This window comes from uncultured Maricaulis sp., from assembly GCF_963975345.1.
GTDB lineage: Bacteria > Pseudomonadota > Alphaproteobacteria > Caulobacterales > Maricaulaceae > Maricaulis.
This window is the reverse complement of the sequence record NZ_CAXBGE010000003.1, coordinates 247,150-270,874: the sequence shown is the minus strand read 5'-3', so window position 1 is coordinate 270,874 and position 23,725 is coordinate 247,150. Positions and strand designations below refer to the sequence as shown.

At 61.1% G+C, this 23,725-nt stretch carries 21 protein-coding genes and 1 tRNA gene; 15 read left to right on the top strand and 7 right to left on the bottom strand.

Annotation, left to right across the window (positions count from 1 at the left end):
- The first annotated feature begins 13 nt into the window (after window positions 1–13).
- Window positions 14–637: a LysE family translocator gene (locus tag AAC029_RS04610; protein ID WP_339744438.1), complete on the top strand. Its 624-nt coding sequence runs from the start codon at window positions 14–16 to the stop codon at window positions 635–637.
- Window positions 638–699: 62 nt separating this feature from the next.
- Window positions 700–3,099: a DNA topoisomerase (ATP-hydrolyzing) subunit B gene (gene gyrB / locus AAC029_RS04605; RefSeq protein ID WP_339744437.1), complete on the top strand. Its 2,400-nt coding sequence runs from the start codon at window positions 700–702 to the stop codon at window positions 3,097–3,099.
- A 308-nt stretch (window positions 3,100–3,407) separates the two neighbouring features.
- Here gyrB and AAC029_RS04600 read toward each other — a convergent pair whose 3' ends face one another.
- Together AAC029_RS04600 and polA are read right to left on the bottom strand one after the other, a co-directional pair.
- Window positions 3,408–4,232 (bottom strand): type II CAAX endopeptidase family protein, encoded by an 825-nt coding sequence (locus AAC029_RS04600; protein ID WP_339744435.1) that lies wholly within the window; start codon window positions 4,230–4,232, stop codon window positions 3,408–3,410.
- Between the two features lie 351 nt (window positions 4,233–4,583).
- Window positions 4,584–7,370, bottom strand: a complete 2,787-nt coding sequence (gene polA, locus AAC029_RS04595; protein WP_339744433.1) for a DNA polymerase I — start codon at window positions 7,368–7,370, stop codon at window positions 4,584–4,586.
- Between the two features lie 146 nt (window positions 7,371–7,516).
- On the opposite strand from polA, the gene AAC029_RS04590 reads away from it, so the two are divergent.
- The 3 genes from AAC029_RS04590 to AAC029_RS04580 all read left to right on the top strand — a co-directional run bounded on the left by AAC029_RS04590 (window position 7,517) and on the right by AAC029_RS04580 (window position 9,172).
- A complete protein-coding gene (locus AAC029_RS04590) occupies window positions 7,517–8,527 on the top strand; it encodes a hypothetical protein (RefSeq protein WP_339744431.1) in 1,011 nt (336 codons plus the stop codon).
- Window positions 8,528–8,621: 94 nt separating this feature from the next.
- Entirely contained in the window at window positions 8,622–8,891 is a 270-nt protein-coding gene (locus AAC029_RS04585) for a type II toxin-antitoxin system ParD family antitoxin (protein ID WP_339744429.1), read from the top strand.
- Window positions 8,888–9,172, top strand: coding sequence for a type II toxin-antitoxin system RelE/ParE family toxin (locus AAC029_RS04580; protein WP_339744427.1), 285 nt, complete (start codon window positions 8,888–8,890; stop codon window positions 9,170–9,172). Before AAC029_RS04585 ends, AAC029_RS04580 begins: the two co-directional genes overlap by 4 nt.
- Here the strand turns inward: AAC029_RS04580 and AAC029_RS04575 are convergent.
- A complete protein-coding gene (locus AAC029_RS04575; RefSeq protein ID WP_339744425.1) occupies window positions 9,169–10,704 on the bottom strand; it encodes an SLC13 family permease in 1,536 nt (511 codons plus the stop codon). The two genes, AAC029_RS04580 and AAC029_RS04575, sit on opposite strands and share 4 nt — an antisense overlap.
- Window positions 10,705–10,752: 48 nt before the next feature.
- Window positions 10,753–10,950: a zinc-finger domain-containing protein gene (locus AAC029_RS04570; protein WP_339740922.1), complete on the bottom strand. Its 198-nt coding sequence runs from the start codon at window positions 10,948–10,950 to the stop codon at window positions 10,753–10,755.
- A gap of 78 nt (window positions 10,951–11,028) precedes the next feature.
- Between AAC029_RS04570 and AAC029_RS04565 the strand changes: the two genes are divergently transcribed.
- From AAC029_RS04565 to AAC029_RS04530, 8 genes are all read left to right on the top strand, one after another.
- On the top strand, window positions 11,029–11,988 hold the full coding sequence (locus AAC029_RS04565; RefSeq protein ID WP_339744423.1) for an ABC transporter ATP-binding protein: 960 nt from the start codon (window positions 11,029–11,031) through the stop codon (window positions 11,986–11,988).
- Between the two features lie 120 nt (window positions 11,989–12,108).
- Window positions 12,109–14,148: a DUF3857 domain-containing protein gene (locus AAC029_RS04560; RefSeq protein WP_339744421.1), complete on the top strand. Its 2,040-nt coding sequence runs from the start codon at window positions 12,109–12,111 to the stop codon at window positions 14,146–14,148.
- Between the two features lie 130 nt (window positions 14,149–14,278).
- On the top strand, window positions 14,279–15,256 hold the full coding sequence (locus AAC029_RS04555; protein WP_339744419.1) for an oxidoreductase: 978 nt from the start codon (window positions 14,279–14,281) through the stop codon (window positions 15,254–15,256).
- A 100-nt stretch (window positions 15,257–15,356) separates the two neighbouring features.
- Window positions 15,357–15,707 (top strand): hypothetical protein, encoded by a 351-nt coding sequence (locus AAC029_RS04550; RefSeq protein ID WP_339744417.1) that lies wholly within the window; start codon window positions 15,357–15,359, stop codon window positions 15,705–15,707.
- A 188-nt stretch (window positions 15,708–15,895) separates the two neighbouring features.
- The gene (locus tag AAC029_RS04545) at window positions 15,896–17,218 is read left to right on the top strand and encodes an outer membrane protein transport protein (RefSeq protein WP_339744415.1); all 1,323 of its coding nucleotides are present in this window, start codon (window positions 15,896–15,898) and stop codon (window positions 17,216–17,218) included.
- A 228-nt stretch (window positions 17,219–17,446) separates the two neighbouring features.
- Window positions 17,447–17,743 (top strand): autorepressor SdpR family transcription factor, encoded by a 297-nt coding sequence (locus AAC029_RS04540; RefSeq protein WP_339744413.1) that lies wholly within the window; start codon window positions 17,447–17,449, stop codon window positions 17,741–17,743.
- Entirely contained in the window at window positions 17,740–18,138 is a 399-nt protein-coding gene (locus AAC029_RS04535; RefSeq protein WP_339744411.1) for a hypothetical protein, read from the top strand. The genes AAC029_RS04540 and AAC029_RS04535 overlap by 4 nt, the downstream gene beginning before the upstream one ends.
- A gap of 62 nt (window positions 18,139–18,200) precedes the next feature.
- A tRNA-Arg gene (locus AAC029_RS04530) sits at window positions 18,201–18,277 on the top strand.
- 122 nt (window positions 18,278–18,399) lie between these two features.
- On the opposite strand, the gene AAC029_RS04525 is transcribed toward AAC029_RS04530, so the two are convergent.
- On the bottom strand, window positions 18,400–19,104 hold the full coding sequence (locus AAC029_RS04525) for an MOSC domain-containing protein (RefSeq protein WP_339744410.1): 705 nt from the start codon (window positions 19,102–19,104) through the stop codon (window positions 18,400–18,402).
- The gene (locus tag AAC029_RS04520) at window positions 19,085–19,627 is read right to left on the bottom strand and encodes a MarR family transcriptional regulator (RefSeq protein ID WP_339744408.1); all 543 of its coding nucleotides are present in this window, start codon (window positions 19,625–19,627) and stop codon (window positions 19,085–19,087) included. The genes AAC029_RS04525 and AAC029_RS04520 overlap by 20 nt, the downstream gene beginning before the upstream one ends.
- A 92-nt stretch (window positions 19,628–19,719) precedes the next feature.
- Between AAC029_RS04520 and AAC029_RS04515 the strand changes: the two genes are divergently transcribed.
- Together AAC029_RS04515 and AAC029_RS04510 are read left to right on the top strand one after the other, a co-directional pair.
- On the top strand, window positions 19,720–20,478 hold the full coding sequence (locus AAC029_RS04515; protein ID WP_339744406.1) for a hypothetical protein: 759 nt from the start codon (window positions 19,720–19,722) through the stop codon (window positions 20,476–20,478).
- Between the two features lie 95 nt (window positions 20,479–20,573).
- Entirely contained in the window at window positions 20,574–21,086 is a 513-nt protein-coding gene (locus tag AAC029_RS04510) for a redoxin domain-containing protein (protein ID WP_339744404.1), read from the top strand.
- Window positions 21,087–21,262: 176 nt separating this feature from the next.
- On the opposite strand, the gene AAC029_RS04505 is transcribed toward AAC029_RS04510, so the two are convergent.
- On the bottom strand, window positions 21,263–23,569 hold the full coding sequence (locus AAC029_RS04505) for an AAA family ATPase (protein WP_339744402.1): 2,307 nt from the start codon (window positions 23,567–23,569) through the stop codon (window positions 21,263–21,265).
- Window positions 23,570–23,725: the final 156 nt, after the last annotated feature.

Here is a 23,725-nt window from a genome sequence, read left to right as displayed (position 1 = left end):
GCGTGGCAGGCGCATGACGCTCGATAATCTCCTTCTGTTCGCTGGTGCCCTGCTGATCCTGTTCGTCACGCCAGGCCCCGGCATTGCCGCGATGATCGCGCGCACGCTTGATGCCGGGCCTTGGCATGCCGCGATGTATGGGGTGGGCATTCTGACCGGCGATATTTTCTGGTTCACCCTTGCCGTCACCGGTCTGTCAGCGGTGGCGCAGCAGCTGGGGACGGTGTGGCTGGTCGCCAAGCTGGTCGGTGCCGGTTATCTGCTCTGGATGGCGGGCACGGCCTATTGGAGCGCCTGGACCGGAGCGCGGCCCAAGCCGGTCTTTGCTGCCGGTTCCAAGCGCGGCTGGGCCGGGACCTATCTGGCTGGCTTGGCGATGCCGCTCTCCAATCCCAAGCCGATCATTTTCTACCTCACCCTGGTGCCGGCCTTTATCCCGCTCGAGGCGATCACGCCGCCGGTTTATGCGCTGATGCTGGGGATCATGATCGCGCTCGCCGTGCCAACGGCCGGGGCTTATATCGGCGCCGCCCACAAGGCGCGTGAGTGGCTGAAAACGCCTTCCGTGCGGCGCGGTGCAGACATTCTCACCGGTAGCGTCATGCTAGCAATTGCGGTCGTGCTTTTGCTGCGCTGACAGAAGACTCACGCGTGCGCGCGCGTATGGCCACGGGGCTGGGTGTGCGGTACAACAAAGCCATGAGCGAACAAGCGAATCAAGAATACGACGCCGAGTCGATCAAGGTCCTCAAAGGCCTCGACGCCGTCCGTAAACGCCCTGGCATGTATATCGGCGACACCGATGACGGTTCGGGCCTGCACCACATGGTCTATGAAGTCGTCGACAACGCGATCGACGAAGCTTTGGCGGGCCATTGTTCCGAGGTTTTGGTGACCTTGCATGCCGACGGTTCGGCCAGCGTACGCGACGACGGACGCGGCATCCCGACGGATATCCACAAGGGCGAAGGCATGTCGGCGGCGCAGGTCATCATGACCCAATTGCACGCCGGCGGTAAGTTCGACCAGAATTCCTACAAGGTCTCCGGCGGCCTGCACGGGGTTGGCGTCTCGGTCGTCAACGCGCTGTCTGTGTGGATGGATCTGACGATCTGGCGCAAGGGCAAGGCCCACCATATGCGTTTCCAGCATGGCGTGGCCGATGAAGATCTCAAGGTGATCGGCGATGTCGAACCGGGCAAGACCGGCACCGAAGTCCGCTTCATGCCGTCCGAACTCACTTTCACCATGACCGAGTTTGATCGCGACACGCTGCAGCACCGGCTGCGCGAGCTCGCCTTCCTCAATTCGGGAGTCAAGATCACCCTGCGCGATGAGCGTCAGGATGAGGTCTGGTCTGACACCATGGTCTATGAGGGCGGCGTCGCCGCTTTCGTCAGCCATCTCGACCGCACCAAGACTCCGCTCTTCCCCGTTCCGGTCCTGATCCAGGGCGAGCGCGATGGCGTGATGGTTGAGGCGGCGCTGGAGTGGAATGACAGCTATCACGAGAATGTCTTGTGCTTCACCAACAACATCCCGCAACGCGATGGCGGCACCCATTTGGCCGGATTCCGCGGTGCGTTGACGCGTATCGTCAACAGCTATGCGGCCTCATCCGGCCTGGCGGCGAAGGCGAAGATCTCCATCACCGGCGATGATGCCCGCGAAGGCCTGACCTGCGTGCTGTCGGCCAAGGTGCCAGACCCGAAATTCTCCTCTCAGACCAAGGACAAGCTGGTCTCGTCCGAAGTGCGCCCGGCCGTTGAAGGCATTGTCGGCGAAGCGCTGTCGGAATGGTTCGAGGAACATCCGATTGAAGCCAAGCAAATCGTTGGCAAAATCATCGAGGCGGCCGCTGCCCGCGAAGCCGCGCGCAAGGCGCGTGAGCTGACACGGCGCAAATCGGCGCTGGAAATCTCTTCCCTGCCCGGCAAGCTTGCCGATTGCCAGGAAAAGGATCCGGCCAAGTCTGAAATCTTCATCGTCGAGGGCGACTCAGCTGGTGGTTCTGCCAAGCAGGGCCGGCATCGGGGCAATCAGGCCGTGCTGCCGCTGCGCGGTAAAATCCTCAATGTCGAACGCGCCCGTTTTGACCGCATGCTCGGCTCCGACCAGGTCGGAACCCTGATCACGGCGCTCGGGACCGGGATTGGCCGTGACCAGATCAATTACGACAAGCTGCGCTACCACAAAGTCATCATCATGACCGATGCTGATGTCGACGGCGCGCATATCCGCACGCTTTTGTTGACGTTTTTCTATCGGCAAATGCCTGAGCTGATCGATCGCGGCCATCTCTATATCGCCCAGCCGCCGCTATATAAAATCACCAAGGGCCGCTCGGAACGCTATGTCAAAGACCAGGCCGAGATGGATGCCTATCTGATCGAGGAAGGCACCAGTGAAGCCGATCTGCGCTTGGCCAATGGCGAGGTTATCACCGGCGCCGATCTGGCTGACCGGGTTGGCACGGCGCGGGCCGTGAAGGCTTCGGTCGACCGGCTGCAGCTGCGCGCGCCCGGCTTTGCGCTGGAAGCGGCGGCCCTGTCGGGCGCCCTGGTTGCCGAGCCAACATCCGAGGCGATTGAATCGGCGGCCCAGCGCCTCAACGGCTTTGCTGATGAGGGCGAAAATACCTGGGTTGGCGAACTGAATGCTGATCATAATCTGGTGTTTAGCCGCGAAGTTCGCGGCGTCACCGAGACGGTGGTGCTCAATGCGCCGCTGCGCGAAAGCCCCGATGCCCGACGTCTGTCGGAGCGGGCCTTGGCGATTGCCGATGTCTATATCGGCCCTGCCGTCTTCACCTCGAAGAGCGGACCGGTGACCACTTTCAGCCCGACACAATTGGTCGATGCGGTCGTGACGGCCGGCTCCAAGGGCATGAAAGTCCAGCGCTATAAGGGTCTGGGCGAGATGAATCCGGAACAGCTCTGGGAAACCACGCTCGATCCGAATGTGCGCACCCTGCTGCAAGTCTCGGTCACCCGTGCCGATCTCGCTGACGAGCTCTTCACCAAGCTGATGGGCGATGTCGTCGAGCCGCGGCGTGAATTCATCCAGGAACACGCGCTGGAAGCGGAAGTCGACGCCTGATCCGTTCCGGTCGCGCGTCAGGTGCCTGCTGAGTGCCTGTTAGTGTGCCATTGGTATGTCACTGGTCTGTCATTGATAGTCCGGTCATTGCCCCCTGGTTTGCGCCTCTATTTGCCGCGGATTTATGAAAATATGTTATTTTTCAATCTGTTGGCCTGGTTTCGTTGTTCTCCGGCGTCAATTTTTCAGGTTTTGCCCGCTTTCCACGCATGATGCCCGGCCCGTGAGCGTACATTTCCTGTCATGATCCGCGATCAGTGTAAGCGCATCGGTGCCGGGGTGGATAAGCGGGGCGGCCAAACCCGCCCCTAAAGCCCCTCCGCCTTGGCCTTGCGCCAGAAAATTACCGCCAGAACCGTCGTCACCGCCGGGATCATCAGCCCGTATTCGCCAGTCCACAGGGCGGTATTGCCGGTGTCGGTGGTGAGTGGATTGAACAGTTTGTCGAAATAGACATTGTGAGCGGCGTGAAACATCACCGCTGGCCACAGGCTGCCGGATTTGAAGGTGAAATAGGTCATCATCACCGTGAAGGCCGACATCTGCAGCCAAGCCTCGCCGCCGCCGTAAAACACCACGATTGGCCAGTGCCAGAAGGCCCAGATGACGCCGCTGAACAGGGCAACGGCGCCAAACGGCATCACCTTGCGCAATTCCCAGACGAAGAAGCCGCGCCAGCCAATCTCCTCGCCGACAATCGTGCTCGCCGCCCGGATACAGTCAATCGTCCCGATCAGCACCACCATCACCGCGATCAATACCGGCGTTGAGACCGAGAGCCCGGTCTCGCCGGCCCATTCGGCCAAGGTTTCCGGATTGGGAAACCCGCCCAGCCCGAAACCCCAGATCAGGCCATAGGCGACTGAAACATAAAGGATCGGCATGGCGAAGGCGCCGATATTGAAACGCCATTTGCCCCATCGCCATGGCAGCGACGAGAGCGGCCGCCCCCGGATCGCCAGCGTCGCAAACGCAGCCAGCGCCGGACACCACATCAGCGGCCCGACATAGAGGCTGGTCGGGTTGAGATTGACGATGGCGTAGTGAAACACGGCGCTCAACGCCGTGACGATGACCAGAAAGATGGCAATCGTGGTCCAAGCCTTGCGGCGTTCGGTCGTGTCGGTGCTCATTCTGCGTGTCCCCGCGCTGATGTTTGCAGCGGTTTAGGCGCGGGAGTAGGCGCGCGATAGCGGGATGGTTTGGGGCGGCGTCCCCCGGTGGGGTTCGCATTTCCCTTCAAAAAACAAACGCGTTGTCATCCCCGACGGATGCCCCCGACTTGATCGGGGGCGGAGATCGGGGACCCAGACGCTCAAATTTCTGAGGTGAGTGCCCGCGCTGGCCGCTGGGAATTGGGAGCTTGTGCCCGGGCTTCTGATTGAAAAACCAAGCGCCGGGCGTCTGGGTCCCTGATCTGCGCCCCGCATTCGCGGGGCATCCGTCAGGGATGACAAGAATTTGATTTTTAAAGAGTTATGACGTCAGTGCGCCTCGCCCCACGTCCTTCCGGCCTTCGCATCCACATCCAGCGGCACGCTGAGCTCAAGCGCCGGGCGGCAGGCCTCGCTCATCACCTTCTTCGCCAGCGCGATCATGTCCTCGGCCTGGGCCTCAGGCACTTCGAAGATGAGTTCGTCGTGGACTTGCAAGAGCATGCGGGCGTCGAGATTGGCGCGGGCGATGGCGTCGGGCATGCGGATCATGGCGCGGCGGATGATGTCGGCGGCGGCGCCCTGTAGCGGGGCGTTGATGGCCTGGCGTTCGGCGAACTGGCGCATATTGGGGTTCTTGTCGGTGATGGACGGGAAGTGGCAGCGGCGGCCGAAGATGGTTTCGACATAGCCGCGGGCTTTCACCTCCTCCTTCATCTTGTCCATATAGGCCATGATGCCGGGGAATTTCTCGAAATAGGCGTTGATGAAATTCTTCGCCTCTTCACGTGAAACATTGATCTGATTGGCGAGACCGAAGGCGGAAATGCCGTAGATGACGCCGAAATTGATCGCCTTGGCCTTGCGCCGCACCATCGGGTCCATGCCCTCAATCGGCACGCCAAACACTTCCGACGCGGTCATGGCGTGGATGTCGGCGCCGGTGCGGAAGGCCTCCTTGAGCGTGTCGACTTCGGCGACTTCTGCCAGCAGGCGCAGCTCGATCTGGGAATAGTCGGCGGCGACCAGGACATTGCCCGGCTCGGCGATGAAGACTTCGCGGATGCGGCGGCCTTCCTCGGTGCGGATCGGGATGTTTTGCAGATTGGGCTCGTTGGAGGAGAGGCGGCCGGTGGTGGTCGCGGCGAGGGAATAGGAGGTGTGGACCCGGCCGGTTTTCGGATTGATCGCGGCGAACAGCGCGTCGGCATAGGTCGATTTCAGCTTGGCGAACTGGCGGTATTCCAGCAGCGCCACCGGCAGGGGATGGCCGCTGGCGGCGAGTTCGTCGAGTACGGCAGCGTCGGTTGACCAAGCGCCGGTCTTGGTTTTCTTGCCGCCCGGCAGACCCATCTCGTCAAACAGGATCTCGCCCAATTGCTTGGGACTGGCGACGTTGAAGGAGCGCCCGGCGGCCTCATGGGCCGCGGCCTCGGCACCGGCCATTTTCTGGGCGAATTCCGAGGACAGGCGTTTGAGCTGGTCGGGATCGACCTTGACGCCGCAATTCTCCATCGCCGAGAGCACGGCGGGCATAGGGCGTTCGAGGGTTTCGTAGACGGTGGCCTTCTTCTTGGCGATCAGGGCTGGTTTGAGAATTTCCCACAGGCGCAGGGTGACGTCGGCGTCTTCGGCGGCGTATTCCGTGGCCTTGTCGAGCGGCACCTTGTCGAAGGAGATCTGGTTCTTGCCGCTGCCGCACACTTCCTTGAAGGGGACGCAGGTGTGGCCGAGATGCATTTCGGCGAGCGCGTCCATGCCATGGCCGTGCAGGCCGGCATCCATCACATAGGAGATCAGCATGGTGTCGTCGATTGGCGCGACGTCGATGCCATAGCGGGTCAGCACGCCGAGATCGTATTTGAAGTTCTGGCCGATTTTGAGAACTGCAGGGGACTCGAAGAGCGGTTTGAGCGCATCGAGCGCGGCCTGCATCGGCAATTGCTCCGGTGCCTTGCCGGTGTCGAACATATCTCCGGTCGCGGCCGGGTCGATATGGGCGAGCGGGATATAGCAGGCCTTGCCGGGCGCTGTGGCCATCGATATCCCGACCAGGCCGGCGGCACTGGAAGAGAGCGCATCGGTCTCGGTATCAACGGCGATCACGCCGGCGGTATGGCAGCGCTCGATCCAGTCATTGAGCTGGGCCATCGTGGTGACGCACTCATATTGTGAGCGGTCAATCGGGGCCGTTGCCGAGCCGGTCTCGTCAGCGGCGGGCCCGCCCAGTGTCTCTTCCACCTTGCGGGTGAAGGTGCGGAATTCCATCGATTTCAGGAAAGTGACCAGAGGTTCGGCGTCGGGATCGGTGATGCCGAACTCGTCGAGCTGGGCATTGAGCGGGGTGTCGCAATCGAGCGTCACCAGCGTGCGTGACATGCGGGCATCATCGCCATGGGCGAGGAGTTTTTCGCGGCGGGCATTCTGTTTGATCTCGCCGGCGCGTTCGAGCAGCGTGTCGAGATCGCCATATTCATTGATCAAGAGCGCCGCCGTCTTAATGCCGATTCCGGGCACGCCGGGTACATTGTCGGCGCTATCGCCGGCCAAGGCCTGGACATCGATCACCCTGTCCGGTCCGACGCCGAATTTCTCGAACACACCATCGGCATCGATGCGCTTGTTCTTCATCGTGTCGAGCATGGAGATGCGGTCGGAGACCAGCTGCATCAGATCCTTGTCGGAGGAGACAATCGAAACCCGCGCACCCTTGGCCTCGGCCTGGCGGGCATAGGTGGCGATCAGATCATCGGCCTCGTAATTCTCCATCTCGACCGAGGGCGCGCCAAAGGCCCGCGTCGCTTCGCGGATCAAAGCGAATTGCGGCACGAGATCTTCCGGCGCTGGCGGGCGGTGGGCCTTGTAGAGCGGGTAGAGATCATTGCGGAAAGTCTTGCCGGAATGGTCGAAAATCACCGCCAGATGGGTCGGTTTCTCGCCAGTATTGATGTCTTCCAAGAGCTTCCACAACATGTTGCAAAAGCCCTGTACTGCCCCGACCGGAGTCCCGTCGGAGCGCGTCAGTGGCGGCAGGGCATGATAGGCGCGGAAAATATAGCCCGACCCGTCGATCAGATAGACATGGCTGGAGGCATCGACGGGTCTGTGAACGGCCATGGGAAAGTCCTCGGGATTCGCGTTGGCGCAGACTAGCGCGGCGCGGGGCGCAGGTCATGGGGGAGTTGCGGCGGAGGGCGCTCTTGCTTGTCAAACTCTCGACGTTGGGATTTGATCGCGCAATCTTTACGGGTAGCGGAGTGGTTATGCGGGTCTGGATACGAGGCGCCATTGCCGTGGCGGTGGCGTTGGCCGCCTTCATTGCCGCCGACACGGCTTTGCACGCGACGGGCTCGAGTGGCTTCACACCCTCAGCCCTGGAATTGACGGAGCGTGCTGCCCGCTGGGGCGAGGCACCAGTGATCGCACTGGGCCTGTCCTACTGGGCGCGATCAAAAACCTCCGATCCGGATCTTCTGTTCTCCGGCCAGCAGACGCGCGCCCGGGCCTGGCGTGATCTGGGCTTCTTCGGCCCGGCTGCGGATTTGATGCGAGAGACCGTGCTGCGTGCGCCGACCGACAACACGGTGAGCGAGGCCAGCTATGTCTTCGTGCAGGCGAATGATCTCGACGCGGCGCGCGAGCTCACCGAACTGGTCACTGGCCGGCAGGCGCCGCGTCTGGCGCAACCTGATCTGGCGGTCTCCGTCTACCTGTCGATGCTTGTGAGCCGTGGCCGCAACGTCGAGGCCATTGCGGTCGTTGAAAATCTCGACACCATTCGTTGGTCGGGCTCGGCCAAGCGGCGTCTGGATGAGCTGAAACTCTACATCTATCTCGCGGCGCAGCGACCCGATGCCGTGCTGGATTGGCTGCGAGAACCGGCCCCCGCCTATTGTCTCGAAGTGCGGGAATGCGCCGCCTCGCGGCAAGTCTCCGAAGCGCAGGCGCAGGCCATGCTCGGCGAATGTGACCGGGCGGACGCCACCCTGACTGAACTGGTGGACCAGCTTCGCGCCGAGCCTTTCCGGGAAAATATCGATGATGTTTTGGGAGCTGACGGGGCGCCGTGGATGTCGACCATCTCCACGTCGGGCCAGTGGGAATGCCGTGCGCTCGGCATGCTCGGCCAGCGGGAAGAGGCGGTGGATGCCTGTCTACAGGATAGCGGCACCAACCCGTCGACCGCGACGGCCGCCAGCCGCGAGTATGCCGAATACGGTGTGCCGCCTCGTCTGGCGTGCGTTCCAGGCGGGACGGCCGGGTCGCCGTTCTGACGGGAAATTCCTGGAGGGACACCCGAAAAATTGTGTCCCCGGGCGCCACGTGTGATAATAATTATCCATCCGCTCTTGCGATGGAGAGAGTCTCATGCCCAGCAGCTATGCCCTTGGTCCGCGTTTCGAGGCGATGATGACCGAGTTGATCCAGTCGGGGCGCTATAATTCCAAGAGCGAAATCCTGCGCGACGGGCTGCGCATGGTTGAGGAACGCGAGACGAAATTTCTCTCCGAGCTGGAGGAATTGCGTGAGGCGGTCAGGCTGGGCGCGGAAAGCGGGCCGGGGATACCGGCTGAGGAGGTGTTTGACCGGCTTACGGCCAAGTATGAGCAAATGGCGAAGGATCAGGGTTTGCTGTGAGACTGGTTTTCTCGGATAGGGCCGAGGTGGACCTCGAGGAAATCGGCGACTACATCGCGCTCGACAATCCGTTGAGAGCTATGAGTTTTATCGCGGAACTTCGGAGCGCTTGCGCCCGACTGTCGGTCTTCCCTGAAGCGGCTCCCCTTCGGCCCGACCTCGGCGAGGGGATACGTGGCCAGCCGCACGGGCGATATCTGATCTTCTATCGTGTTGCCGATGGTGCCTTGCGCATCGAGCGCATCCTGCAGGGAAACCGTCTCTTCCCAGACCCCGATTAACCCCCAAACCCCAACTGTCCCGCCACGATCCCGATCACCGTAATGATCACAATCGCGAACAGGTTGAGCTTGAAGCCGGCCTTGATCATCTGGCCTTGGGTGACGGCGCCGGAGGCGTAGACGATGGCGTTCGGCGCTGTCGCGACGGGGAGCATGAAGGCGGTTGAGGCGGCTATCGCAACGGGCAGGACGAGTTGTTCCGGAGCGACGCCGGCGCTGATGGCGAGGACGCCGAGCACGGGCAGGAAGGCTGTTGTGGTGGCGACATTACTGGTCAGCTCGGTCAGGAAAACGACGGTGGCGACGACGATCAGGATCAGGAGCGGCGTTGGCCAGTCGGCGAGGAAGGTCAATTGCCCGCCCAGCCAGTCGGCCAGACCTGTCGAAGACAGGGCTGCCGCCAGCGAGAGACCGCCGCCGAACAGGATCACCACATTCCAGGGCAGGCGGGCGAGCCCGTCCCAATTCATCAGCGCTTCGCCGCGTGCCTCGCCGGTCTTGCCGGCCGGGACCAGGAAGGTCGCCAGTGCGCCCATCACGGCGATCTGGGTGTCGGTCATCTGGATCGATACCGGGATGTCGAGCGTGCCGGTCAGCCAGGCGAGCAGGGGATTCCAGCCCCAATTCCATCCTTCGCCTGAGAAGAAAGGCGTCCAGGTGAGGAGTTCCGCCGGCAAGGAGCGGCCCATCCATAACAGGGCGACGGTGCCGAACAGGGCGGCAACGCGGATCTCCGGTGCAGTCATTTTGCCCAGCCCGGCTAGCTCGCGCTCGACCATGGCTTCGGCAGCTGTGCTCTCCCCGGCGCCCTTGAGATTGAAGCTCAGCCGCGTCAGCACGAACCAGCCGACCGGAATCATCAGCAGCACGGCGGGCAGGCCCATGCCCATCCAGCTCGCGAAATCGAGCGTGTGACCGAATTCATTGCGCAGATAGCCGACGGCGATGAGATTGGTCGGGCTGCCTACCGGCGTCCCCATGCCGCCAATCGAAGCCGCATAGGCAACACCAAGCGCCAGCGCCGGCGCGAAATATTTCGAGGTGACACCCTCATGCTCGACCTCCTGCGCCACGCGCAGGGCAATCGGGATCATCATCAAAGTGGTGGCGGTGTTGGAAATCCACATTGAGAGCAGGGCCGAGGCGAGCATGAAGCCGCCGATCAGGGCTGCCGGATGACCGCCGAATTTGGCGACGATATTCAGTGCGATCCGGGTGTGGAGATTCCATTTCTCGATGGAGAGCGCGACGATGAAACCGCCCAGCAGCAGCATCACGATCGGGCTGGCATAGGGTGCTGTGGCACCGCCGGTCGTGGTGATGTTGAGCAGTGGGAAAATGGCAATCGGGATCAGCGCGGTGGCGGCGATTGGAATCGCTTCGGTTGCCCACCAGGCGGCCATCATCAGTCCCAGCGAGGCCAGTAGCCAGGCTTCGCGGCTGAGGCCGTCGGGAACGGGCATGAATTGCAGGCCAATCGCCAGCACAATCCCGGTGATCAGACCGGTCTTCCGGCTCGACATCATGGCCATGCAGCGCCTCCCCAGACGGTTACGTCTCAGCTCTGCGTGAGTGGATGATCAGGCTTTCGGGTCTTGTGCCGAGCCCGCCTTGACGAAGCGGCGGTCACAATAGGGGCATTCGACGAAATCGTCTTGGCCCATTTCGAGGAAAACCCGTGGATGACCGAGCGCGCCGCCACCGCCATCACAGGCAATGCGGTGGCCGGTGACCGGGATGATTTCGGAGGGTGGAATTGTATTTGCGGCGTCGGCCATGCATCAGCCCTCATGGACAGCGGGTTGGAGGATGCCTAGTTATGGCCTTCCTAACTTGGCCGTCAATTCCGAGGCGACATGTCCGACACAAAAAAACTGCCAGAATACGCGCTTGAAGCGGTCGATTTGCGCAAAACCTATCATGGCGGCGGCAAGACCGCCGACAAGGAAGCGCTCAAGGGGATCGACCTCAAGGTCAAGCGCGGCTCCTTTTTTGGACTGCTGGGGCCGAATGGTGCTGGCAAGTCGACCTTCATCAATATCTTTGCCGGCCTGACCAACAAGACCAGCGGCACAGCGCGCACCTGGGGCGTTGATATCGACCAGGACAGCCGCGCCGCGCGGGCTGCGATCGGTGTTGTGCCGCAGGAAATCAGCGCCGACGTCTTCTTCACCCCTTATGAGACGCTCGAATTGATGGCGGGCTTTTATGGTGTACCGAAGAAGGAGCGCCGCACCGATGAATTGCTCGAAGTGCTGGGTCTGACCGACAAGCGCGACGCCTACGTGCGGCAATTATCCGGTGGCATGAAGCGCCGCCTGCTGGTCGCCAAGGCGATGGTGCACACGCCGCCGGTTCTGGTGCTCGACGAGCCGACCGCGGGCGTCGATATCGAATTGCGCCGCCAGCTTTGGGATTATGTGCGCGAGCTGCACGCCAATGGCACCACCATTGTGCTGACCACGCACTATCTCGAAGAAGCCCAGGAATTGTGCGACGAGATCGCCATCATCGATCATGGCAAGGTGATCGCCTGCGAGCCCAAGGAAACCCTGCTCAAGCGGATGGACCGCAAGACGCTGGTGATCACACCCGGCGAGGCCCTGACCGCCGTGCCCGCTTCGCTCGATGGACTTGATGCAGAAATCCGGCCCGATGGATCGCTGGCGATCTCCTATCATTTTGGCGCTGTCTCGGTCGCCGAAGTGATCGAGCGCTACCATGCGTCCGGCGCCCATATCGCCGATCTGCGCACCGAGGAAGCCGATCTGGAAGACGTCTTCCTGTCACTGACCTATCATCGCGAAGACGCCTAGGGCGGAATGTCATAATGGCGACCGCGGGGACCGTCGCGGGATCTCGAACGGCCCTTAAAGAGTTTACTCCCGATCCACGCGCGTTAAGGTGGTGTCCTCGCGGATGGGGGGGACTTGTTGATGCGTGGTGTTGGGGTTTGGTTGCGGCGTAGTGTGATTCTGGCGCTGATTGTCGCGCCGTGGGTGTGGATCGCCTGGCAGGCGCAAGGCGGAGAGACAGGGCGTGTCGGTACAGCGGAGCCAGCTGAAATTGAGACTGCCTCGGCCCTGCCGTTGGAGGCTCAATTCGGCCCGGAGCCAGCCTTCATCCGCGAGATCAATCCACCTGATCCGAGTGAATACCAATTCGAACCCCAAAACGGTGTGCGCTACATCCTCGTGCATCGCGAGCATGATGCCCAGGAGAACGGGCGGACCTGGTATGATCGCATAGTGTCACAGGCGATGACCACCAGCGGAGTGAGCAGCGTCGCCAATACCACCGTTACTTATGATCCGAGTTTTGAGACGCTCATCTTTCACGGCTTCACTGTGTATCGGGATGGCGAGGCTATCGACAAGCGCGACAGTACGACGATTGAATTCGCCCGACGGGAGACACGGCTGGCGCGCCAGATGTTTGACGGACGGATGACGGCCATGGTCCGGATCGACGACGTGCGTGTCGGGGATGTCGTCGACTTTTCGTATTCGCGGATTGGCCGGAATCCGGCTCTTGGGCATTATGACACCACTTCCCAAGTGCTCGGCTTTGGCGTCCCGGTAGAACGCTATTATTTTCGATCAGGCTGGCCCTCGTCGGACCCGGTGCAAATGACGCTCACGGGACCGGAGACTGAAGTCCCGGTTGAGATTGACCGGACGGCGAGCGCCGTATCCTACAGTTTTGGCCCGGCCGCGTTGGATGCGATTGAAGCGGAAACCGGTGCCCCGGCCTGGGTCCGGCAAAGCCCGCAGCTCGCACTGACCAGTTTCGCAGATTGGCGCGATGTTGCAGCTTGGTCGGAGCCTTTCTACCGCCCCCAGCGCAGCGCGGGGGTGATTGAAGTCGCGGACCAAATCCGCGCGGCGCATGCCAGCGATGGTGCCCGCCTCGTGGCGGCACTCCGCTTCGTGCAGGATGATGTGCGCTATCTGGCAACCTCATTCGGAGCTGACGGTTATATCCCTGCCCTGCCGGATCAAACGCTCGAACGCCGCTATGGCGACTGCAAAGCCAAAACGCTCCTTTTGCTGTCCATTCTGGACGAGTTGGGCATTGAGGCCGAGGCGGCGCTGGTCAACACGTCGCTGGGTCGCGGGTTGTCAGACCGACAACCGAACCAGCTTGCCTTCAACCACGTTATTGTCCGGGCCCATCTCGGCGACCGGAGCTACTGGCTTGATGGAACGGTCTCCGAGCAGGGCGGCGACCTCGATACGCTGGCCGAAAGTTCGCTGGGCTTTGCCCTGCCGATTAGCGGTCAGGGCGAAGGTCTGGTGCGGATGCCGGAGATTCCCGAGGCTGCCCCGTTTGCGAGCACGCAGGAACGCTTCGACCTGTCTGCTGATGATGGCAGCGCCATCGTAGATCTTGTGATGACCGGGCATGGGCGGGGTGCTGACAGGATGCGCGTCCGTCAGGCCCGCTCAGGTCGCGGCGAGATCGAGAATGTGCTCCTTGAGCACTATAATCGCATCTACGGCTCGGTTGAGCTGCTTGAGGCGGCGTCCGTCGAAGACGACCGTGATGTCAATGTCATGGTGTTGCGATTGCGGTTCCGCTTGCCCGACGCGCTCAGCTTGAATGAGGACGGCGTAACGCGCGAACTCAGGGGTTCGGCCTTTCTGAGCAATGTCGTCAATTCGGGAGCCGAGCGCGACCGGGTCTATCCGCTTGGGCTCGGGTTTCCGGTTAATGAGGAAGCCAGCATTGAACTGGTGCTGCCGGATTCCCGGAACAATTGGGCCGCCACGATGCCGGACCGGACAATTGATGAGGCTGCCTATCACTACTCTGTCCAATCTGAACGTGACGGCGCGACGCTCTGGATTCGCTATCGGCAAATAGTGCACGCGCCGGACGTCGATCCGGTGACCGGCGCCAGACTGGTGGCTGACGCGGCTCATGTCCGGCGCCTCAGTCAATGGTCGGTACGTTCGAGCGGGCAAGAGCCGTAGCACTCCAGCACCGTCACCAGCTCCGGTCTTGGCGCGGTCAGCCCTTCCATCGAGTAAGCGCAGGGTGCAGTGTCGATGGGCGGGCGACATGCCAATCGCCCCAATGCGCCGAGCCTTGAAAAGGAAGACCATGTCAATTTCGGACCAAGCCCCGCTTCAATCAGGATTTCATGCGAAATCGACTGCCGCAGACGTCTTGAAGGATATCGATCTGACTGGAAAAATCGCCATCGTCACGGGCGGTTATAGCGGGATTGGACTGGAAACGGTGCGGGCCTTGGCCAATAAGGGGGCGAAAATCATTGTTCCGGTCCGCTCCAAGGCAAAAGCGAAGGAGGCCTTGGCCGGGCTTTCGGGCGATATCACAACGGTGCCGATGGATCTGGCAGACCTGGCATCGGTCCGGCAGTTCGCTGCGTCGATGCAGGAGACGCTGCCCCGGCTTGATCTGTTGATCAATAATGCCGGCGTTATGGCGAGTCCGGAATCCCGGGTCGGGCCCGGTTGGGAATCTCAGTTCGGCATTTGCCATATGGGGCATTTCGCGTTGTGCCGGGGTCTGTTTTCTCTGATCGAAAAGACACCGGCGGCGCGTGTGGTGGCCTTGTCATCCACCGCGCACAAGATCTCGGACATCATCTGGGACGACATCAATTTTGAAAACACGCCCTATGATAAATGGCGGGCCTATGGCCAGGCCAAGACGGCGAACGCGCTGTTTGCCAACGCTCTGTCCCGGCGCCTGAAAAAATTCGGCGGTCTGGCGTTTGCCGTGCACCCGGGCGGGATTTTCACGCCACTTCAACGCCATTTGCCCAAGGAAGAAATGATCGCTCTGGGGTGGTTGGGCGAAGATGGCGAGCCCTCCGAACTGGCCAAGGCCGGCTTCAAGACTCCTGAGCAGGGCGCCTCTACCACGCTGTGGGCTGCAACATCACCGAAATTGATGTCCAAACCCGGCGTCTATTGCGAAAACGCCGACATCGCGGCCGTGACGATTCCGGACACTCCCATGGCCCGCTTTATGGGCGTTGACCCGCACGCCTGCGACGACGACTCCGCCGAGCGGCTCTGGAGTCTGAGCGAAGACTGGCTTGCCGACGCCTGATGGATTCCAGGGGATTGCCGAATTGTCCCCTTTTTGCCCCTTTTGCCGCTGATACTACCTGTGTCCGGCCATGAGCCGGTGCGACGGGGAGGTCGAGGCGATGATGAAATGGATCCGGCAAGCTTTCGCGCTGCTGATCGCTGCGCCGATGTTTGTGTTCCTGGCCTGGCTGTTTGGCATTTTCATGCAGCCGGATGGCGCGGTCGGTGGGGGCGTCGCGCTGATCCTGGTGCTGGGGAGCGCGATCCTGTCGCTGCTGACCTATCGCTGGCTCTCCCGCGACGGGCCGAAAATCTATTTCCGCAATCGCGGCGTTGACGGCGTTGATGACGGGGTCGGTGTCGGCATGATGGGGCTCAGCCAGCACGATCAGGCCGAGCGCCGCCGCGACGATCATCATGACGGCCATCCCGGCGATTTCGGTACGGGCGGCGATGATGGCGGCGGCTAAGGGCGGCGGCGCGCCATCTCATCAAACGCCTGTTTTTGCCGCGTTTTGACGGATGAGATGCCTGCCCAGTCGGGTCGCTTGCCGGCGTGATGAACCGGACGCATTACACGTCACGATTAAATTTGCCTGAGCTGCAATTCGGGCGCAATGTTTCTGGTGTCATTCCATGCAATTGTGAGGGTCATGACATGCGACTTTCTGTTTTAGCCTCGACCTTGGTGTTGATGTCGTCGACGTCCTCCTTGGCATTGGCGGGCGGTTTTTCCGTTGATGAATATTCTGCGGCCGATATGGGCCGCGCCAATGCCGGCTTCGCCAGCCAGACGACCGACGCCTCGGTCGCCTTTGCCAATCCGGCGCTGATGGCGCGATTTGGCTCGGCGATGGTTTCCGGCACGCTCTCCGGTAATTTGATCTCATCCCGGTTCCGCGATGCGGGCTCCGTCGACCTGTTCGGCAATCCGCTGGGGGGCTCGACCGACGGCTTCCTCAAGGATGCCGTCGTCCCGGCCTTCTACGCCGTCATCCCTGTGAGCCATGATCTGGCATTCGGGCTGGCGCTTACAACACCTTTTGATGCCGACAACAAATATGATGCCGGTTGGCCGGGGCGTTACCAGTCCGCCGAAACCCGGCTGCAGACGATACTGATCAGCCCATCGCTGTCCTACGCGATTACCGATCGCCTCGCGGTCGGGGGTGGGGTCGACGTGCTTTACGCCAAGGCGACGATCGGCAGTGCGCTCGATTTCGGTGCCCTGTGCCTGGCTGACGTCGGGCCGGCGACCTGCGTCCCGCTGGGCCTCCTGCCGCAAAGCGCGGACGGGGCATTGCGGGCCGACGGCGATGATTTCGATATCGGCTGGAATCTCGGGCTGGCCTGGTCCCCGGCAGACAATTGGCTGTTCGGCGCGCACTACCGCTCCGGCTTCAGCCCAACATTGAAAGGGGGGGCCGACTTTACGGTTCCGCCGCAGGCGGCGTTTTTAACCGCCGGGGGCGCTTTTATCGATACGAGTGCGAGCACGACCCTGCAATTGCCGGGCCATGCCGAATTCAGCGCCAGGTGGAGCGCCAGTCCGGCGCTCTCCGTGTTCGCGTCGGCGGTCTGGACAGACTGGTCGGTGCTCAAGAACCAGACCTTGGTCTTCGCCAACCCCGCACAACCTGACAGCATTGAACCTCTGAATTACCACGACACCTGGAGATATGCCTTGGGCGTCGATTATGATCTCAACCCGTCCTGGACCCTGCGCGCTGGCTTCGCCGTTGATGAAACGCCGACGAACAGCGCTTTCCCCACGCCGCGCATTCCCGATGCGAATCGCCAAGTCTACGCGCTCGGAGCGACCTGGCATGCCAGTCCCGGCTGGACCTTGGACTTGGCCTATAACCGGGTCAATCTTGACGATTCCTCACTGAATAGAGTCGGTGTGTTCGGAGACCGATTGATTGGGACCTTCTCCAGCGACGCCGATGTCATCGGTGTCGGCGTCAGCCGCAGCTGGTAGGCGCAGCGGGTGTCACCAAATTGCGTTTGTGACGCCGGTCACCGCCTTGGTTGTCGGCCAAGGGTGTGCTGTGACTTCGTGTGACTCGATTGCCGGTGTCCGGCTGGCGCAGATCCGCTGCGTCGGAAGGGCCAGGCGTGAACCCTGATGGCGTGCTGCTGCGGGGATGAGCCCTTGAGAGGCGTTGTTGCCTTGACAACGATTAGATGATTAGCTAATCGTCTACTCATGAATGATGTTTTCAAAGCCCTCGCCGATCCAACCCGCCGCCGGGTCTTGCAGATCCTGAAAGCGGGTCCGCGTCCGGCCGGAGAATTGTCCGCCGCCTTTCCGGTCTCCAAACCGACCATGTCGGCCCATTTCAGCGTGCTGAAACAGGCCGGTCTGGTGACGACCGAGAAGTCCGGAAAATCCATCATCTACCACCTCAATGTGTCCGTTCTGGAAGAAGCTCTGCTGGGCTTTTCCGAGGCGTTCGGCTTTGGCCGCAACGCCGTGGACGCCCCTCAGGAGAGACCCCAATGATCACACGCAATGTCGGATTCTCGCTTCTCACCGCGTTAGGCCTGATCGCCGCAAGTCTGGCCGCCGTCTGGGCCTCCAATGCTGAGATGGCAGGGCCGGATTTTCCCGGCCGCGTCTCCGGGGCCATCACCGGACTGATCCTGGCGGTGTTTTCAAACGCGGTCGCCAAACGCATCGGCGGCGGCGAGACCAGCGCCGGCAAGGCGGCCGCCAAGCGTTTCATGGGGCTCGCCCTGGTGTTGGGCGGGGTGGCCTATGCTGCCGCCTTCCTGTTTGCACCGATTGATCTCGCCCGCTGGATCGGCATGGGCGCCGTCATCACGGCCCTGCTTGTCACCGCGGCGCGTTTTTGGGCCGGGCGCAAGGATGCGCAAGCCGGGCCGGACGACAACTGAAACGCTCCCGCGCTAGCCGATTGCGCCCGTGAAGCGCATCGGGTAAGCCTGCCCAATAGTGCGCACCCGTAGCTCAGCTGGATAGAGCGCTGCCCTCCGAAGGCAGAGGTCATGAGTTCGAATCTCGTCGGGTGCACCATTCTTCGCTCGCTGCGCGAGCTTCAGCTGGGCAGGCCTCCACTTATCCGAGCGAAGGATGTCCCGCCATAGCCTCGGCGAAGGCGGACTGCACCAACACCTGTCCAGCTAGCTTTGGACGGATCATGACCCGGGCGCATCCAGCCGTTTGGATGTATCTTCCTTGAGGCCTCTCTCGGCGATCATCGCGAAGGCTTTGCGCCAGCCGGGCGCCAGCGCTTCGAGGCTCGCCAATTCATTCGCATCGCGCTTGGCGGCCTGCTGGTTCAACCGGGCGTGCGTAACGCGTGCGACAGACCATTGCGGGTGGGGGCGTTCGGCTAAGGTGACGTCGTCGCCACAGGCCACCATCCCGGTTTCCAGCACGCGGTAATACCATCCCGTGCGCAGGGTTTTCTGAAACAGAAAGGCCATCTGGTCCTGACCGGTGTGGGCGTTCAGTTTCCAGCAAGGCTGCCGGCCCTGGCTGACCTGCACCAGCGCTTCCCCGAGGCGGAAAATATCGCCAATGCAGACATTATGTTCCGTCAGGCCTGTGGTCGAAATATTCTCGCCGAAGGCTGCCGGACGCGTGCCGGGCGGAATCAGGCCTTCAGCCTGCCAATTGGCATAATGCTCGGCGGCGTAGTGGTGGACCGCCTTGTCGGGGCCACCATGAACTTTCAGGTCGGCCTGTTGATCGCCTTCGAAGCCGGTCAGGGTCAGCATTCGGGGGTGCTGGACCGCCGACTTATTGATGGCAGACGCGGGTTTGCCAGGCCAGCGCGCCTGGGCTGACCCGGTGAACAGGCCGGAAATGGTGCAGGCTTCAAGCAGTTTCATGTTCATGGCAGATCTGTTGCGTCTCCGCGGAGCTCAGTGCGACCTGCAACAGGGTACAAAACCCGCCGCTCTGTTGCGGCTTGAAATAGCGGCAGGTGTGGCAAATGCCGAAGGGTTTCGACTGGTTCGCCCTGACCGCTGCGCCGAGCAAGCCGCGCAAAGCCGTTTCCATGAGGACGAGTTCGTCCTCGGCGCGTCCCACAAGGGCCGCCGATAACAGGGATTTCGCGTCAGCCAGCTGCCGGCCCGCATCCGTCAATTGGTAGGAGATCGAGCGCTTGTCAGAGGCCGATCGCTCTTCGCTGACAAAGCCTTTGCGTGAGAGTGCCTTCAGGGTCTGGGAGACCGTGCCGCGCGTGGCACCGAGATATTCGGCGACGTGGGAGGGCGAGCGGGAGAAGCGGTTGGCTTGGCCGAGATAGTCGAGCGCGCTGCGTTGCGCCGGGTTGAGCGCTCCGTCCCAAGTCTGCGCTGCATCGAGGCGCGCGAGGCGGTTGATGAGGGCGCGTATGCGTTCGTTTCGGTTCATGCCGCTTTATAGCGAGTCGAAATTACTATTGCAATAGTAGCGACTCGCTAGTATATCGGAGCCGTCAATTCGCAACCAAGGGGCCAAACCCGATGACAAAACTGATTGTTTCCATGCTCGCGCTTTCGATCGGCAGCACAGCGGCGTTCGCCGACGGCGATCATGCCAGCCATGCACTGCACCAGGATGGGGCTGTGATCTCGCCGGCCAGTGAAACCGCCACCGCCGCATTCGATATTCTCGCCGCCCACGCCCATCGCAATGCCAACCAGGTGACCTTTCACATGACGACCCATGGCGTCGCAGGCGGCGAAGCGCCGGACCCGAACGGGGCGCTGGGCGGCGCGCCGGTCTATTCCTATGTCTGGCCAACCTCGCTCGATCCGGCCTCGGTCGGGTTTGAGCCGGGAACCGGGATTCTGGCGCTTGCCGCCACCAGTCACCCGGATTTTGACGATACGCCGCTGGTTGATGAAAACCGCGATGGCGATCCGGCCAATGATGGCTTGCTCTGGCATAGCCATTGGGTCGTGCTGGTCCCGACGGAGACATGTGGCCCGGGCGCCCTGGCCGTGCGGGACATTCCCGAAGGCGAAACCCCACGGCTTCCCGCCACCTGGCCGGGCCTGCCGATCTTCCTCGACAGCCCCGGCTTCACGCCGCTGTTTGACGGACCCGAGATCGTCGTGACGGTCGGCTTCGCCAGCGATGTCGAGCTTGAAGCCATGAGCTATGATGGCGTCACGGGGGCGCTTCGGGTCAACGCCAATATCCACGCACCGCTGCTGTGCGTCACCGATGTGTTCGACGTTGCCTCCGGCGATCTCTCGCTGCCGGGCATCGTGCAGTAAGCAACCCGGGATGCGGCGACGCCGATTGACCGATCGGCCGTCGCCGCATCACATCTCCACACCCGTCTGGCCGCACACAATTCTCCGAGGAAGACATGACTCAAGCCCCCGAACTGATGGTCTCGCAATGGTTCAATACCAAAGCCGAGCTGAGCCTGGCGGCCCTGCGCGGCAAGGTCGTTGTCATCGAAGCCTTTCAGATGCTCTGCCCCGGCTGCATCATGCGTGGCATCCCGCTGGCGCAATCGATCCAGCGCACGTTTTCGCCAAGCCAGGTGGCGGTGATCGGTCTGCACAGCGTGTTCGAACATCACGCGGCCATGTCGCCCGTCTCGCTGGAGGCTTTCCTGCATGAATTCCGGATCACTTTCCCGGTCGCGGTTGATGCCGCTGGCCCGGACAATTTCCCCAGGACAATGAGCGCCTACCAGCTGCGCGGCACCCCAAGTCTGCTGATCATCGACCAGCAAGGCGTCTTGCGGGCCCATTATTTCGGCCATGTCTCGGAGCTGGAGGTCGGCGCCGTCATCGCCTCCCTGATCGCCCCCGAAGCGATCCAGTTTGCCGCGACAGGGGCGGAGGTTTCGGGGGCGGGCTGCGCGGTGTGATGCTGGGTGATGACGCTGTGCTCTGAAGCGGTGGCTCACGACAGTAGGCCGGCGCTGGTACGCAGGTTTCCTGCTCTCGATCATGCAGGTGTCGCGTTGGAAGTGCGCCAGCGTCGCAAGACCGATGGCGGCGCAGAGTATCGAACTCTGCAGACACGTTCCGAGCCCGACGGACCCTATCCGCCCGACGCCCCCTCAGGAATGCGGGCACCGATCAGCTCTAGAGCATCTATCGCGATTACGCGCAGCTCGTCAGGATCGATCCCAAGCCTAGGCACAATGGTCGCGTTGTCGCCATGGTGTTCGTCACACGTCGCGCTGTTGCAGTTTTCCAACTTCGCAAAATCACGATAGCAAGGGTGCCCTGTGCCAACCAAGCTGATCTTTCTAATGATCTGTCCTAGATTTTGGTCGGGGCAAAAGTAAGCAGAATATGAGCGACGGTAGTGGGTCTCGAGTACCCTTCGGAGCTTTAGAACAATGTCGTCAGGGTTACCTTTTCGCTCGTCGATGAACGCCGAAAGCTCGTCCTTCAACTTCGCGTGCTTGGCGCGGCACAGCTGATCCAGATCGGCTATCGTGGCGCGCGACCATTGATCGCGACCCTCGAATTCAATCTCAAACGCCGAACTTAGAACCCCGATGCAGCGATTTCCGACGTCGCGGAGGAGGAACTCATCATGTGAGAGGACGATAACTTGTGCGCATCTGGTGCAGAGGCTTTTGATCTCTTCAATCGTTCTACCTCTCCGATGACTGTCATGGCTGCTCAGCGGGTCGTCGATGACAATCGTCTTTCGGGAGAGGTCGGGGTCGCCATCGAGTTTTGCCAAGAAGAATGAAAATGCGAGCGTCGCCTTATCGCCGGCTGAAAGTGTATTCCTGAACGTCGGGACAGCCTCTTGAGCGCGACCACGGCCCCGCGCGATAGTCTCGCCCTTTATCACTAACCGATAGTCCGACTGACCAGAATTGCCTTGCATGCTGTTTGTAATTTCGGAAATGTGGAAGGTCGCACCAAAACGAGAGAGGTAGTGATTAACTCGCGAATGATAATGTTCAGCCGCAGATTCGTTAGCCGCCTTCAACTGTCCCTGCACCTGTGATCGGATGCGCCGAGCGCGTTCGTCGCGCCGTTCAGCCGTCTGATATGAATCCGCCCGCCTCTGGACACCGACGTCGTGACGCAGAATCCGCTTTTTGAGAGCATCGCGAGCGGTCGCCGCCACCGCTTCAGTGGCGGGCGCTGCTGCTAGGGCAGCAACTGTGCGCGCATTTATCGCCGCAACAGCCTCGTTGTACTGCTTTGCCAAACTGAGCGCGCGATCGAGTGAGAGTTGAGCCGCGACCAGGCGGTCTGAGTCATCAACTTCATCGAGAGGCGCGGCGCGCTTTTGGTCCAAGAGTGACTTCGCAAGTTTATGGGCATCGGTAAGTAGGGCTGTGAGTGTCGATACGTCTGGCAACGCCGAGTCGAATGCCACGAACTCGGCCCACTTCGATACGGCTTCTGAGTTGGCTGAAATATTGCTCGCCACTTCCGATCTCGGGCTTTCGCCCAATGACTCATTCAACCTGTCTATTGCCTCAGTAATCGAGGCGACGTGGTTCTTATAAGTCTCGCTGAATATCTGGCTGTAGAGCGTCACCAAGCCCTTTTCGTCGGCATTTTCGCGCCCACAAAACGGGCAGGCATCGTCGTGGATGTGTTCTACGCCGTAATTGATCCAGGCCTCGCCCCTCTTGTCGAAGTCGAAATGCCTGAAGTGTGCGAGCAGGCGATCACGGGCTGTTGTTTCCACTTCCGCAATGGTTTTCCCCAACACGGCAGCCAAATCGACAGAAAAGCTTGGCTCTGGAAGGTCAACAAGGCTTTTTAATGCAACAATTTTGTCGACCTGTTGCATTCCTTTGAGTTCCAGCTCCGCAGTCTCGAGGCGCTTCCGGAGTCCTGCATCTGGCGCAAGCGCGATGAAATCAATCAAACTTATGTCCGAAGGGATGTCGTCTTCGAGAGCAGCCTTAGCTTCCTTCAAGCTTGTCGCTGTCCTCCTGGCGAGCATATTAAATCGGTCGAGGTGCTTTGCTAGCCGGACTCCAACGTCACCGATTATGAGGGAGAAAAGCCCGCGATCATGCGTAAGCTCAACTAGTTCGCCCGCGTAGATGTTGTCCGTAATGAAAGTAGTGTCGAATACCTCTATCGGCGCATCGGTTGGTGTCCACTTTTCGTCTGCAAACCGGATATTTCCAGCGTCACTTACGAGTGTAACTTCAGGAGCTGCACTGCCGTTTCCAAGTGATCGGCGGCCGAGCACAGTGCTGGAACTTCCGTCCCTAGCGGCTCGCATGACAGAGGTGAGTGTCGATTTTCCACGTCCGTTGCGCGCGTAGAATAGCGTGAGTGGAGCCAGCTTCGGTGAGTCCGGCGTGTGAAACGCCTTCAAAACCCCTACGTTGCGGATAATCAATTTTTTGAACATGGGTTGATTGCTGACTCCAATTTGGCGGGGTGTCAAAGCACTTCAGAAGTCGCTGTGCGCTATCGGATTGATGAGCTAGGCGAAGACTGTCCCAATTACGCGCGGTTCATCCCTTGGCTTAATCTATTTCAAAGTGGGTTCGCTTCTGAGCCCAGT

What these genes read in the sequence shown, in the direction of transcription:
- AAC029_RS04545 (WP_339744415.1), top strand. Translation starts at nt 15,896, where the DNA reads ATGCGACTTTCTGTTTTAGCCTCGACCTTGGTGTTGATGTCGTCGACG.
- AAC029_RS04600 (WP_339744435.1), bottom strand. Translation starts at nt 4,232, where the DNA reads ATGAGCACCGACACGACCGAACGCCGCAAGGCTTGGACCACGATTGCC.
- AAC029_RS04570 (WP_339740922.1), bottom strand. Translation starts at nt 10,950, where the DNA reads ATGGCCGACGCCGCAAATACAATTCCACCCTCCGAAATCATCCCGGTC.
- AAC029_RS04515 (WP_339744406.1), top strand. Translation starts at nt 19,720, where the DNA reads ATGACAAAACTGATTGTTTCCATGCTCGCGCTTTCGATCGGCAGCACA.
- AAC029_RS04555 (WP_339744419.1), top strand. Translation starts at nt 14,279, where the DNA reads ATGTCAATTTCGGACCAAGCCCCGCTTCAATCAGGATTTCATGCGAAA.
- AAC029_RS04540 (WP_339744413.1), top strand. Translation starts at nt 17,447, where the DNA reads ATGAATGATGTTTTCAAAGCCCTCGCCGATCCAACCCGCCGCCGGGTC.
- AAC029_RS04505 (WP_339744402.1), bottom strand. Translation starts at nt 23,569, where the DNA reads ATGTTCAAAAAATTGATTATCCGCAACGTAGGGGTTTTGAAGGCGTTT.
- AAC029_RS04610 (WP_339744438.1), top strand. Translation starts at nt 14, where the DNA reads ATGACGCTCGATAATCTCCTTCTGTTCGCTGGTGCCCTGCTGATCCTG.
- AAC029_RS04590 (WP_339744431.1), top strand. Translation starts at nt 7,517, where the DNA reads ATGCGGGTCTGGATACGAGGCGCCATTGCCGTGGCGGTGGCGTTGGCC.
- AAC029_RS04535 (WP_339744411.1), top strand. Translation starts at nt 17,740, where the DNA reads ATGATCACACGCAATGTCGGATTCTCGCTTCTCACCGCGTTAGGCCTG.
- AAC029_RS04525 (WP_339744410.1), bottom strand. Translation starts at nt 19,104, where the DNA reads ATGAACATGAAACTGCTTGAAGCCTGCACCATTTCCGGCCTGTTCACC.
- AAC029_RS04585 (WP_339744429.1), top strand. Translation starts at nt 8,622, where the DNA reads ATGCCCAGCAGCTATGCCCTTGGTCCGCGTTTCGAGGCGATGATGACC.
- AAC029_RS04560 (WP_339744421.1), top strand. Translation starts at nt 12,109, where the DNA reads ATGCGTGGTGTTGGGGTTTGGTTGCGGCGTAGTGTGATTCTGGCGCTG.
- AAC029_RS04550 (WP_339744417.1), top strand. Translation starts at nt 15,357, where the DNA reads ATGATGAAATGGATCCGGCAAGCTTTCGCGCTGCTGATCGCTGCGCCG.
- gyrB (WP_339744437.1), top strand. Translation starts at nt 700, where the DNA reads ATGAGCGAACAAGCGAATCAAGAATACGACGCCGAGTCGATCAAGGTC.
- polA (WP_339744433.1), bottom strand. Translation starts at nt 7,370, where the DNA reads ATGGCCGTTCACAGACCCGTCGATGCCTCCAGCCATGTCTATCTGATC.
- AAC029_RS04510 (WP_339744404.1), top strand. Translation starts at nt 20,574, where the DNA reads ATGACTCAAGCCCCCGAACTGATGGTCTCGCAATGGTTCAATACCAAA.
- AAC029_RS04520 (WP_339744408.1), bottom strand. Translation starts at nt 19,627, where the DNA reads ATGAACCGAAACGAACGCATACGCGCCCTCATCAACCGCCTCGCGCGC.
- AAC029_RS04575 (WP_339744425.1), bottom strand. Translation starts at nt 10,704, where the DNA reads ATGGCCATGATGTCGAGCCGGAAGACCGGTCTGATCACCGGGATTGTG.
- AAC029_RS04565 (WP_339744423.1), top strand. Translation starts at nt 11,029, where the DNA reads ATGTCCGACACAAAAAAACTGCCAGAATACGCGCTTGAAGCGGTCGAT.